General features: G+C 70.5%; 9 protein-coding genes. 4 read left to right on the top strand and 5 right to left on the bottom strand.

Going from position 1 to position 12,662, the window contains the following annotated elements; translation table 11 throughout:
- The first annotated feature begins 20 nt into the window (after positions 1–20).
- Positions 21–1,139, top strand: coding sequence for an ADP-ribosylglycohydrolase family protein (locus KY5_RS17660; protein WP_098243158.1), 1,119 nt, complete (start codon positions 21–23; stop codon positions 1,137–1,139).
- Here KY5_RS17660 and KY5_RS17655 read toward each other — a convergent pair.
- Entirely contained in the window at positions 1,124–2,677 is a 1,554-nt protein-coding gene (locus tag KY5_RS17655; RefSeq protein ID WP_098243157.1) for a sodium:solute symporter family protein, read from the bottom strand. The genes KY5_RS17660 and KY5_RS17655 overlap by 16 nt on opposite strands.
- A 336-nt stretch (positions 2,678–3,013) precedes the next feature.
- Entirely contained in the window at positions 3,014–3,808 is a 795-nt protein-coding gene (locus KY5_RS17650) for an SDR family oxidoreductase (RefSeq protein ID WP_098243156.1), read from the bottom strand.
- Positions 3,809–3,888: 80 nt separating this feature from the next.
- Between KY5_RS17650 and KY5_RS17645 the strand changes: the two genes are divergently transcribed.
- Entirely contained in the window at positions 3,889–4,764 is an 876-nt protein-coding gene (locus KY5_RS17645) for a hypothetical protein (protein WP_098243155.1), read from the top strand.
- A 121-nt stretch (positions 4,765–4,885) separates the two neighbouring features.
- Here the strand turns inward: KY5_RS17645 and KY5_RS17640 are convergent, their stop codons facing one another.
- From KY5_RS17640 to KY5_RS17630, 3 genes are all read right to left on the bottom strand, one after another.
- Complete coding sequence (locus tag KY5_RS17640) at positions 4,886–5,095, bottom strand: DUF397 domain-containing protein (RefSeq protein ID WP_055543736.1); 210 nt, start codon at positions 5,093–5,095, stop codon at positions 4,886–4,888.
- Between the two features lie 291 nt (positions 5,096–5,386).
- Positions 5,387–6,244: a helix-turn-helix domain-containing protein gene (locus KY5_RS17635; RefSeq protein ID WP_098243154.1), complete on the bottom strand. Its 858-nt coding sequence runs from the start codon at positions 6,242–6,244 to the stop codon at positions 5,387–5,389.
- A gap of 424 nt (positions 6,245–6,668) precedes the next feature.
- A complete protein-coding gene (locus tag KY5_RS17630; RefSeq protein WP_055543734.1) occupies positions 6,669–7,430 on the bottom strand; it encodes a GOLPH3/VPS74 family protein in 762 nt (253 codons plus the stop codon).
- 210 nt (positions 7,431–7,640) lie between these two features.
- Between KY5_RS17630 and KY5_RS17625 the strand changes: the two genes are divergently transcribed.
- Both KY5_RS17625 and KY5_RS17620 read left to right on the top strand, forming a co-directional pair.
- Positions 7,641–10,631 carry a D-alanyl-D-alanine carboxypeptidase gene (locus tag KY5_RS17625; RefSeq protein WP_234362770.1) on the top strand — a complete coding sequence of 997 codons (2,991 nt, stop codon included), beginning with the start codon at positions 7,641–7,643 and terminating at the stop codon, positions 10,629–10,631.
- Between the two features lie 175 nt (positions 10,632–10,806).
- On the top strand, positions 10,807–12,657 hold the full coding sequence (locus KY5_RS17620; protein ID WP_098243152.1) for an MFS transporter: 1,851 nt from the start codon (positions 10,807–10,809) through the stop codon (positions 12,655–12,657).
- Positions 12,658–12,662: the final 5 nt, after the last annotated feature.

Below are 12,662 nucleotides of genomic sequence, written 5' to 3'. Positions count from 1 at the left end.
GAGCCACGGAAGGGGGCCAGGTGGGGACCGCAGCAGCCACCGGTGTCTGGGGCCGCGCCGAGCAGCAGGACTTCCGCAGCAGGGTGCGCGGCACCCTGCTCGGGTCCGCCGTGGGGGACGCCTTCGGGGCGCCCGTGGACGGCCTCTCCCTCGACGCGATACGCGAGGCGCACGGCGCCGAGGGGCTCACCGAACCCGCCCCCGCGCACGGCAGACGCGGCGCCGTCACCGCGGCCACCCAGCTGACCCTGTTCACCGTCGACGGACTCATACGCGCCCAGGTGCGCCGCGACACCGGCGCCTGGCACCCGCCGACCGACCTGCACCGCGCCTACCGCCGCTGGGCCGCGACCCAGAGCGACTGGGGCCCCGACGAGCGGCGCGAGGAGGACGGCTGGCTGGCCCGCGAGGAGTGGCTGTACGCGCGGCGCGACCCCTCCCGTGCCTGTCTGCTCGGCCTCGCCGACGAGGTGATGGGCACCCTCGAAGCGCCCAAGAACCCCGACGCGCTCGGTGCGGAGGCGGTCACCAGGTCCGCGCCCTTCGGCCTGCTCGTCGGCTGGGAGCCGGGGCTCGTCCTCCAGCTCGCCGTCGAGTGCGCCGTCCAGACCCACGGCCACCCCACCGCCTATCTCGCGGCGGGCGCGCACACCGTCATCGTCCACGGCCTCGCCCGGGGCGAATCCCTCGACGGCGCGATCCAGCGGACCCTGGCCCTGCTCGCCGCGAGGCCGGGACAGCAGCCCGTGTCGGACGCGCTCCGGCACGCGCTCGGCGCCGTACGCCAGGGCATGCCCACCCCGGCGCGCGTCGAGGAGCTCGTGGCGGACGGCACGGCCGAGGGCGCGCTCGCCGCCGCCGTGTACTGCGCCCTGGTCGGCGAGGACATCCGGCACGGGCTGCGGCTCGCGGTCAACCACGGCGGCGCGTCGGCCGCGGCGGGCGCGCTCTGCGGGGCGCTGCTCGGCGCGCTGCACGGCGAGACGGCCCTGCCGCCAGGATGGCTCACCGAGCTGGAGGGCCGCGCCACCATCCTGGAACTCGCGGACGACTTCGCGATGGAGATGACCCAGGGGCCCGCGCTGCACGGGCCCGCCCTCTCCTCGCCGGGGTGGCTGGCCCGCTATCCGCGCGCCTGAGGCTCCGCGGGGGAGGGCACGGCGGCCGCTCCCTGCGAACCGTCGTCGTCCGTGTTGATCTTCTCGATGAGCGCGTCGCGCTCGGGGGTGTCCTCCGGCTTCACGAAGCCGATGACGACGTAGAGGACGAGCGAGACGGCCAGCGGGATCGACACCTGGTACTGGAGCGCGACGCCGCCCTCGACCGCGTCGTCGATGGGGTAGTTGACCAGGTAGAAGGCGAACAGCCCGGCCGCCCAGCTGGTCAGCGCCGCCGTCGGCCCGGACTTGCGGAACGTGCGCAGCAGACCCAGCATCATCGGGATCGCGATCGGGCCCATCAGCCCCGCGACCCACTTGATGACGACCGTGATGATGTCCTTGAAGGTCGGCGAGTTCACCTGCGTGGCCACCGCCATGGACAGGCCGAGGAAGACCACCGTGGTCAGCCGGGCGGCGATCAGGCCCTTGCGTTCGGTCCAGGCCCTGGCCTTCGCGGAGAACGCGGGCGCCACGTCCCGGGTGAAGACCGCGGCGATCGCGTTGGCGTCGGAGGAGCACATGGCCATGGTGTGCGAGAAGAATCCGACGATCACCAGGCCCAACAGGCCGTGCGGCAGGAGCTGTTCGGTCATCAGGGCGTACGCGTCGGAGCCGTCGGGCTTCTTCGCGTCGACGAGCAGCGGGGACATCCACATCGGGAAGAAGAGCACCACGGGCCAGACGAGCCACAGGGCCGCGGAGAGCTTCGCGGAGCGCGCGGCCTCCTTGGCGTTGGCGGTCGCCATGTAGCGCTGCGCCTGGTTGAGCATGCCGCCGTTGTACTCGAAGAGCTTGATGAAGAGGAACGCGAGCAGGAACACCGTGCCGTACGGGCCGACCAGCGGCTTGCCGTGACCGGCGAGTTCGGGCTCGTCCCACACGCCGAAGAAGCCGCCGTGCGGACCGAGCTTGCCGACGACCGCGACGAACATGGCGATGCCCGCGAGGAGTTGGATGATGAACTGGCCGAGCTCGGTGAGGGCGTCGGCCCACAGTCCGCCGATGGTGCAGTAGATCGCCGTGATCACGCCGGTGATGAGGATGCCCTGGTTGAGCGAGACCCCGGTGAAGACGGACAGCAGCGTCGCGATCGCGGCCCACTTGGCGCCCACGTCCACGATCTTGAGCAGCATGCCGGACCAGGCGAGCGCCTGCTGGGTGCCCAGGTTGTAGCGGTTCTTCAGGTATTCGAGCGGGGAGGCCACGTGCAGCCGTGAGCGCAGCCGGTTGATGCGGGGGGCGAAGAGCCGGGCGCCGATGGCGATGCCGAGCGCGATGGGGAAGGACCAGGTGACGAAGGACGTCACGCCGTACGTGTAGGCGATGCCCGCGTACCCGGTGAACATCACCGCGCTGTAGCCGGACATGTGGTGCGAGATGCCCGAGAGCCACCAGGGCATCTTGCCCCCGGCGGTGAAGAAGTCGCTGACGTTGTCGACCCGCTTGTGGGACCACACGCCGATCGCGACCATCACGCCGAAGTAGCCGATGAGCACGGCCCAGTCGAGACTGTTCATATGGCCCTCCAGGGGTCCGCCTGGTGAACTGCGCATAACTGGCTCGCACTTCGCCAGAACCGGCCGACGAGCCCGGGAACGGCCCGCGAGTGCCCGCTCATCGTGGGTTCGGCCGGACACCCCGGACAACCGCCCGATGAGTCAAGAGCGAGTAAAATCGTTCGCTTTACTGACCTACGTTCATGGATGTGATCAGAGCATGGCATGCCCCGAACACGCAAAAGCCGCACGGGAGTTGATTCCCGTACGGCTTCGATGGGGGCCGGGGGGTGCCACGTAACGGGCGCGGGGAGCCGCGCGACAAGCCACAGGCGGCCCGCGGTGTGAAGCGACGTCTCAGCGCATCAGTTCCCCGGCGTTGACCAACAGGGACTGCCCTGTAATGGCACGGGCTCGATCGGACGCGAGGAAGACGACGGCGTCGGCCACGTCCCCGTCGGTGGCGAGATCGGGCAGCGCCATCCGGGAGGCGAGGCGCTCACGAACCTCCGCCTCCGCAACGCCCTCGGTATGCGCGGTGAACTGGACGTACGCCTCCACGGGCGGCCCCCACATCCACCCCGGCAGTACCGTGTTGACCCGGATCCGGTCGGGCCCCACCTCGTGCGCGAGCGAGTACATCGCCGAGGTCAGCGCCCCCTTGGACGCCGCGTACGCGGCCTGTCGCACCTGGGAGGGCGCGGCGATCGCCGACTGCGTCCCGATGAAGACCACCGAACCGCCCCGCCGCTCCCTGAGCGCGGGCAGGCACGCGCGCGTCATCCGCAGCGTGCCGAGGAGGTTGACGTCGACGACCTGCCGCCAGGTGTCGAAGTCGGCGTCCTCGATCCCGCCGAAGTAGCTGTCCCAGGCGGCGACGTGGACGACCGCGTCGATCCCCCCGAACCGCTCCCGCGCGAGCCCGGCCAGCGCCTCGCACTGGCGCGCGTCGGTGATGTCGGTGGCGAGGTAGGCGGTGTGGGCCCCCTCGGGGTCGATCTCGGCCGCGGACTTCGCGAGGTTCGCCTCCGTGCGCGCCCCGAGCACGGCACGACCGCCGTCGCGCACAACGGCCGCCGCGACCTGGTGGCCGAGCCCGGCGCCGACGCCCGAGACGACGACGGTCTTTCCTTCGAGGAGCGACGACGGCATGGGGCGCCTCCCGGCTCTGGCAGTTTTGCTGACGGGGCGTCAGAGTATGGGCGTCCACCGGAGGAAGGAAGGGGAGAGACGTGAGTGATGACCCCAGCGCGGCCGCCCGCGAGAGCACCCGCGAGGACACCCGCAGCGACACCTACGCGGAGCTGGCCGCCGTCGGGCCCTACGGCGTGCACCCGGGGCACGCCCTGATCACCATGGTCGAGCCGCACCCGGGCCACGAGTTCGCGTACAACCGCTGGTACGAGGACGACCACTACTACGCGGGCGCGATGGCCATGCCCTGGATGTACGCGGGGCGCCGCTGGGTGGCCACGCGCGCGCTCCAGCGTCTGCGCTACCCCGACAAGTCCGCGATCGCGGAGCCGGTCACCGCGGGATGCTACCTCTCCACGTACTGGGTGACGGACGGGCGCTACGACGACCACATGAAGTGGACCGTCGGGATCAACAAGCGGCTCAACCGCGACGGCCGCGTCTACCAGGACCGCACCCACGTCTTCACCTCCTTCCAGGACCACGAGGCGACCGTCTACCGGGACGGCGCGGCGGGCCCGCGCGACTTCCACGCGCTGGACCACCCGTACAAGGGCCTGGTCCTCGAAGTCGTCGACGCCGAAGGTCCGGCCGAGCGGGCCGAGTTGCTGGAGTGGCTGCGCTCGCGGCACCTGCCGCGCGCCCTGGCCGGGTCGCCCGCCGCGATGGTGACGCTCTTCAGGCCGACGCCGCTGCCGGGGGACCGGATGACGTACGTGAAGCAGGTCGAGGGAGTGGACACCAGGCTGACGCTGCTCTGGTTCCTCCAGGAGGATCCGCGGGAGTGCTGGGAGGCGCACTTCGCCGCGCGGGACGCCTCGGTGGCCGAATCGGGCCTCGGCCGGGTGGAGCTGGTGGCCCCGTTCATTCCGACGGTGCCGGGCACCGACCGGTACGTGGACGAACTGCGCTGAGACATGGCCGAGCCCCCTCGGCCGGGACGGCGGGCCAGTCGAGAGGGCTCATTCGGTACTGCTCGGTACTGCTCTGTCCGGTGCTGCTGTGTGCGGTTGTCGTGGGTCGAGTCCAGGGCTATCACCCGAGGTCGGCGGCTCCCCGGCTCACCTCGGTGACGAACGCGTTCCACGAGGCGGTGGGGAAGGCCAGGACCGGGCCCTCGACGACCTTGGAGTCACGCACCGAAATCCCCTGTCGCAGCGGGGACTTCACCTCCACGCACGCGCCGTTTCCGGTGGAATAGGAAGACTTGACCCACGAATTCGACGCGCCTTGCTGAATTGCCATGTCTGCTCCGGTTTGCCCAGTTGTCGAGTTGCTGTCGCCGCAGAGTGCGGTGTGCGCCAACGCTTTTGCTCGATGGCGTGAATGACGCTACTCGCCAACATCGGTGCGTGAAGGGATCGTTCACTCAACCGGATGGCATATTCCAGGGGGGTCTTCCGCCCCGGCGCGGCAAGGGTGTACCGTGCGGCACTTTCCGCGCCGGGCTGGCTCGTACGGCATCACGCGCGCCGGATACCGATAGCTGGAATAAATGATTCCGCACGTCAGGGGCGTCTCCGGAGACCGCGGAGGTCAGCGGGCGTACTCCTTGGCGATGTCCGCGATGAGCTGGCGCGATTGATCCACGTTCAGGGCCTGTGCTCGCAAATGCTCGTACATGACGCTGTATTGCTGGACATCGTTCGCCTTCTCCAAGTACAGATCGCTCGTGACGCCCTCGATGTAGACCACGCTGGAATCGGCCGCGTCGGGGAACTCGAGAATCGCGTACTGCCCATTGAGCCCGGGATGCGCGCCCATGTCGAAGGGGATCACCTGGACCGTCACGTGCGGCAGTTGGGACTGCTCCACGAGGTGCTCCAGCTGGTCGCGCATCAGGTGCCGGGAACCCACGACGCGGCGTAGCGCGGACTCGTCGAGAACGGTCCACAGGCGCAGCGGATTGTCCGGCGCCGCGATGCGGTCCTGGCGGCGCATGCGCACCTGGACACGCTTCTCGATGTCGGTGGGCGTGGTCTCCGGGAGCGCGCCGGTGATCAGCGCCTCCGCGTACGCGCGGGTCTGGAGCAGACCGGGGACGACCTGCGGGTCGTACACGCGCAGCGAGGCGGCGTCGGTCTCCAGACCGATGTACACGCTGTACGGGATGTCGCCGAAGGAGTGCCACCAGCCTTGCTGGCGCGAATCCTTGGCCATCTGCATGAGGGAGTCGACGATGCGGACGTCCTCGACCTCGTAGACGCCGCAGAGATCGCGGACGTCGCGCTGGCTGATCGACCGGCGGCCGTTCTCCAGGCGGCTGATCTTCGACTGCGAGACGAGCAGGCGCTCGGCGACCTCCTCGGCCGTCATGCCCTTGAGCTCGCGGAGCCGACGGAGCTCCTGGCCCAACCGGCGTCGCCTGACGGTGGGATTGACATTGGACGCCACGGGACGTGCACCTCCGGCTTACATGCCTCTACTTTGCGTATCTGCTGCTCAGCAGAGTGCCACCAACGGGTGTGGCACCGCTGGGAAACAGCGGATGTGCGAACGAGAGGGCGGTCGCGAAAGGGGTGCGTGCCGTCCCTGCGGCGCCAAGGGGTGTGCGGCCGCGCGGGGTGGTGCTACCGGGGCGTCGTCCGGACGTCCGGTACCACTGCCCCGCGCGGCCCAGCGGCTCCCGAACCGGGTCTGGGGGACTGCGGTGCGGCGCTGGTGGTGCGTGGTCGTGCGTGATGGTGCTGAGCGGTACGGAGTGGTGCTGGCGGTGCGGGTGGTGCGGGTGGTGCGGGTGGTGCGGGTGGTGCTGAGCGGTACTCGGCGTCACCTGACGGTGCCGATCGGTGTGTGCCGGGTGGTGCTCACGTGGTGCTCAATGGGCCACGGCGCGTGCCATGGATCCTCGGCGAGGCTGCATCGGAACCCCCGCGGGGTCCGGTGCCGACCTGGCCGGCTGCCGACCGCTGGGTCCCGCGGGGCCCGCCGGTGCGGCGCTGCGGCGCGGCTGAGCGGCCACGCCGTTCTGGACGTCCATCACGGCGTGTGCCACGAGGCCGCCCATGGGGTCGTGCCTGATGAGGTCCCGGAGGCGTGAGCGTGATGAACGCCCTTCGTTCCCCGGGTACAGATGCTTGCCGAGACCGACCGCGTGGGCCAGTGCGGCGAGCGCCGCGGTCCGCGGGTCCGGCGGTACACCGGTGCGGATCGCCGAGTCGAGCCGGGACCTGATTTCCCGGCTGATCGCCGTGTCCGTCGCTTGGTAGCGAGTCGTCGGCAGTACCCCGCACATCTGGCCCGCCACGGCATGCACCATGCCGCATCGCTCCAGGTGCGAGAGGTACGTCTGGCGAAGCCCCAGTCGGGGTCCGCCGATCCAGTGGACCGCCCGAACCGGGCTGCCGCGCCTGCGCAGCAGTTCCAGTGCGGAGTCCAATGTCGGATCTCCGGTCGGCCGTGGCATCACCACGGCGATACGATCCCCGTCAGGGGCTATCCGTCCGGCCAGCGCCAGCTCCACTAGCTGTGCTCCGGCCAGACCGAGGTCGAGCGACTGCGGCTGCGCTGTGGTACCCGTGGCCGGGTCCAAAGCGAGCAGCAGAAGCTCCTCCGGAATTGTTCTGCGGCTCCTGCCCATCCATGCCTCCCCGCGTGGATGAATGACAGGGTGACCCCTCTCACATTCATCTGTCGAGAGTGCCTGACCGGTAAGTACGGGAACCAGTAGGTATGTCGTTCTCGTCTACCACGGGGGTTAAGCCCTCACACAGGACACTGGTACACGGTTCGGACAGTGGGGTCCGGCCGGATTTTGGCGCACGGCAAGCATTCACCAACGGCATACGGCATGGCGTACGAGGAGGCATCGGTGGCGGGCGAGACCCCCGACAGGTCGGAGCAGCGGAAGTCGTCGGGGAACCCGACTGCGGAGTCCTCGGCGCCGACGCCTGAGGAACGCGACCCGCGCCTCGCGGTGGCGCGGGATACGCCTTCGGCGCGGGAGGACCGGGCGACGGCGGTCTTCTCCACGAAGGCGGTCACCGAGGACGACTCGTCGTCCGAGGAGGCGGGCGGCCCGGCGAACGGCGACGCGCGGCTGCGCGCGGCGGTCGCGGCGTGGGTCGCGGGCGACGAGCCGGACGGGGATTCCGGTAGGGGCAACGATTCCGCTGACGCGGGGGTTTCGGCCGTCGAAGAGGGCGGTTCGTCCGGGGCGGCGGCCTCGACGGGGGACGGTGCTGGTGCTTCGGCCACGGGCGGTGCCGCCCCGGCCGAGGGAGACGGAACCCTGATCATGGGCGGTGCCGCTTCGGCCAAGGGCGACGACGCGACGTCGGCCGCGGGCGACGGTGACGCCGCTTCGGCCACGGGCGGTGCGTCGGGCAAGGCTGATGGGGCCGACGGTTCCGGCATAAGCGATGAGCCCGGCAAGGGCGACGCCTCCGGCAGGACCGATGCGGCTGGCGCGGGCGACGCGTCCGGCTCGGGTGATGTGCCTGGTCAGGGCGACGCCTCTGGTAAGGCCGATGTGCCTGCCAAGGGCGCCGAGTTCGGCGACGGCGACGTGTCTGGCAAGGGCAATGTGTCCGGCTCGGGCGATGTGCCTGGTCAGGGCGACGCCTCCGGTAAGGCCGATGTGTCCGTCAAGGACGCCGAGTTCGGCGGTGACGACGTGTCCGGCAAGGCCGACGCGCCCGCCAAGAACGACGCGCCTGGCAAGGGCGGCACGTACGGCAAGGGCAACGCGTCCGGCACGGCGGAAGCGCCTGGTGCGGCCGATGCGGCAGGCAAGACCGGCGCGTCCGCCAAGTCCGACGCCCCCGGCAAGGGTGAGGCCCCCGGCAAGGTCGGCGCGTCCGCCGCGGCCGATGCGCCTGCCAACGGCGACGCGCCCGGCAACGACGACGTATCTGGCAAGTCCGAGGCATCCGCCAAGAGCGAGGCCCCCGGCAAGTCCAATGCCTCCGGCAAGGCCGATGCGCCTGCCAAGGCCGACGCATCCGCCAAGAGCAGCGCCCCCGGCAAGGGCGACGCGCCTGCCAAGGCCGACGCCTCCGCCAAGGCCGACGCCCCCGCCAAGGGCAGCGCACCTGCCACGAGCGAGGCCCCCGGCAAGGGCGACGCCTCCGCCAAGGCCGACGCCCCCGCCGTCGACCAAGCCACCGCCGTCTTCAAGGCCCTCTCCCCGAAGTCCGGTGACAAGTCCGCCGGGCAGGGGGTCGACCAGGCCACCACCATGCTCAAGCTGAGCGACCTCGCGAGCCCGGAGAAGGGGGAGGGGAAGGGGTCCGGGCCCGCCGACGGCGATCGTGCTAAGCCGAATGCAAAGGGTGCTGCAAAGGCCGAGGGGGAGGCCGAGCGGACCAGTAAGTTCGTGGCGCTCAAGCCTCTCGACGCGCCTGCGGGCAAGCCCGCGGCCAAGGCGGAGCCCAAGCCCGCACCGGCCGCGCCCGCGAAGGGCACCGGTGCCACCGCGGCCACCCCGGACGGGCCCCCCGCGCCCCCGCCGGTAGAGCGGACGACGCAACAGCCCCTGCCGCCCAAGCCGCCGATCGACCTGCTCGCCGAGCTGACCAACACCCCGCCGCCGCCGGAGACCCCGGTCCGCACCGCCGTGCGCAGGGTCAAGATCTGGACGCCGCTGGTACTGCTCCTGGTGGTCGTGTTTGCGGTCGTACAGGCCGTGCGGCCGCTTCCGACGCCGACTCTCGAGCTGACCGCACGGGAGACCGTCTCCTTCGAGGGCGGCAAGCCCTCCGTGCCGTGGCCGGGTGAGGGCCAGGCGGCGATGGACGTCAACGGCATCGGGACGTTCGGTACGTCGGGCGAGCAGAAGCCCGTGCCGATCGCGAGCATCGCGAAGGTCATGACGGTGTACCTGATCCTCCGTGACCACCCGTTGAAGAAGGGTGAGGACGGGCCGAAGATCCCGGTCGACGCCGCCGCGCAGAAGCACTACGAGACGGGCAAGCCCGCCAACGAGTCGGTCGTCAAGGTCACCGAGGGCCAGAAGCTCTCCGAGTACGAGGCCCTCCAGGCGGTCATGCTGCCGTCGGCCAACAACGTCGCCAAGCTCCTTGCCCGCTGGGACACCAAGAGCAACTCCGAGGACGAGTTCGTCGCGAAGATGAACAAGACCGCCAAGGAGCTGGGCATGAAGAACACCCACTACACGGACCCCAGCGGCCTGGACAAGACGACCGTGTCCACCGCCGAGGACCTCGTGAAGCTCGGCCGGGCGGCCATGGAGAACCCCGTCTTCAACGAGATCTCCCGCCAGCCCAGCTACACGGACCTCAACGGCGACAAGCAGAAGAACTTCTTCGGCCTCATCCCGACGGTCGCCATCGGCATCAAGACCGGCACCACCACCGCGGCGGGCGGCAACATCCTCTTCGCCGCGGAGAAGGTGATCGACGGCAAGCGCCAGACGATCATCGGCGCCACCCTCGGCCAGTACGGCGACAACGGCGTGGCCAACATCGACGAGGTCACCCGGGTCACCAAGGAGCTCATCGAGGCCGGTCAGGGCGCGCTCAAGTCCAAGACCATAGTGAAGAAGGGCGACGTGGTCGGCCAGGTCGACGACGGGCTCGGCGGCACGACCCCGGTGGTCGCCACCAAGGACGTCGCCGCGGTCGGCTGGTCGGGCCTGACGGTGAAGCTGGAGCTCGACGCGGAGAAGGGCAAGACGCTGCCGAACTCGGCGAAGGCCGGGACCAAGGTCGGCGTGCTGAGCGTCGGCGACGGCAAGGGCAGCGCCGTCGAGGTGCCCGTGGCACTCCAGAAGGATCTGGCCGAACCGTCCTTCGGCGCGAAGCTGACCCGCGTCGGCTGAGGGACCGGGGACGGAACCGGCGGGGGCGGGCCCAGCGACTGGGCCCGCCCCCGCCGGTGCGTGCTAGCGTCAGAAGTTCGGGGAGTAGTACGCCGGGGCTGAGGACGGGGTGTTCCGGGACGGACCCCTCGTCGGCTCGACCCCATGGACGGGAACGACACGGGGAGAGCCTCCAGTGGCAACAGCGGAGCCGACGCGCGCCGACGACGACGCCGGGCCGGACAGCACCAGCGGGACGGCCGGTACCGGTGCGCGAATAAAGCTGCCCGCGCAGCGCCGCACCCCCGTCTCCCCTTCGCCGGCCGAAGCGTGGCCGAAGCGGTTCCTGCGCCATCCGGTGACCATCACGACGGTGGTCGCCGGCGTGCTGCACGTCGTCTGGTTCTTCACGTTCGCCAACAGCGGCGGTGACCTCGCCGCGCAGGACGCCTGGGCGGAGTTCGTCGGACGGCATCCCGACTCGGCGTACAACCTTGCCTGGTACGGCGGCATGCACCCGGTGTCGTACAGCTTCGTCTCGCCGTACCTGATGTCGGTGCTCGGCGTGCGCTCGACGATGATGATCGCCGGGACCGTCTCCGCCGCGCTGCTCACGCTGATCCTGATGCGCAGCCGTGCGGTGAAGGGGCTGTTCTGGCCCGTCGCCGTGGGCGTCTTCGCGCTGGTGTGCAACGCCATATCGGGCCGCGTGACCTACGGCCTCGGGCAGATGTTCGCGCTGGCCGCGGTCGCGGCCGTGTTCTGCTGGCCGCACCGCTGGCGCTACAAGCGGTGGGCGAAGGCCCTGGTCGCCGCGCCGTTCGCGGCGCTCGCGACGATGGGCAGCCCGGTGGCGGGGCTCTTCGTGGGGTTCGTCGCCGTCGCGCTGTTCCTCAGCAAGCGCTACCCCGGCGCGTACGCGCTGGGGCTCGCGCCCGCCGCGGTCGTCGGTCTCTCCGCGTGGCTCTTCCCCTTCTCCGGCACGCAGCCGATGGGGTTCGGCTCGGCGTCGCTGCCGCTGGTCCTGGCGGGGGCCGTCTACTACGTCTCGCCCAAGCAGTGGAAGACGGTGCGGATCGTCGCGCTCGTGTACGCGGCGTTCGTGCTCGGCGTCTGGGTGATCAGCTCGCAGATCGGCTCCAACATCACCCGCCTCGCGATGTCCTTCGCGGGCGTCGCGCTGCTCGCCGCGCTGCCCTACGTCGTACCGAAGTCCCGCAAGTGGTACGCGCTCGTCCTGGCGCTCGCCGGGTTCACCGGCTGGCTCGGGTACAAGACCGTCGACGACATCGTGCACACCTCGCCCACCGCCTCGTGGACGCGTGAGCTGGCTCCGCTGGTGAACGAGTTGCAGGAGGTCGGCGCCGTGAAGGGCCGCGTCGAGGTGATCCCGGCCCGCAGCCACCGCGAGGCGTCCGCGCTCGCCCCGTACGTGAACCTCGCGCGCGGCTGGAACCGCCAGGCGGACATGGAGCGCAACCCGCTCTTCTACGACGACACCCTGAACTCGGCGAACTACCACGAGTGGCTCCAGCGCTGGGCCGTGCACTACGTGGTGGTGCCCAAGGGCGAGCCCGACGGCGACGGCGGCAAGCGCGAGGCGGCGCTCGTCGAGAAGGGCCTGCCCTACCTCAAGCAGGTGTGGGTCGACGAGAACTGGCAGCTGTACGAGGTCACCGACCCGGCGCCGCTCGCCGAGCCGAACGCCGTCGTCCAGCGCGCCGAGCAGGGCGAGATGACGCTCCGGGTGACCAAGCCGGGCCGCGTCCTGATCCGCATCCCGTACTCGCCGTGGCTGAGCATCGTCGACTCCCGAGGCAAGGGCGTGGAGCGTCCCAAGGAGACCGAGGAGTCCAAGAGCCGCAGGGCGGACGACGACTCGAACCCCAAGGAGTTCGCGAACGTCAACGGCTGTCTGGTGGAGGCCGCGGAGGACGGCGAGGGCGACAAGTGGACGGAGCTGATCGCTCCGAAGGCGGGCACCTACCGGCTCGGCGCGCCCTACCAGCTGCCGCGCGGCACGGCCTGCCCGGAGGGGCTGCGCTGAGTCCT

Source organism: Streptomyces formicae, from assembly GCF_002556545.1.
Lineage (GTDB): Bacteria > Actinomycetota > Actinomycetes > Streptomycetales > Streptomycetaceae > Streptomyces > Streptomyces formicae_A.
The sequence above is the reverse complement of the archived record's forward strand: the minus strand, read 5'-3'. Positions and strand labels throughout refer to the sequence as shown.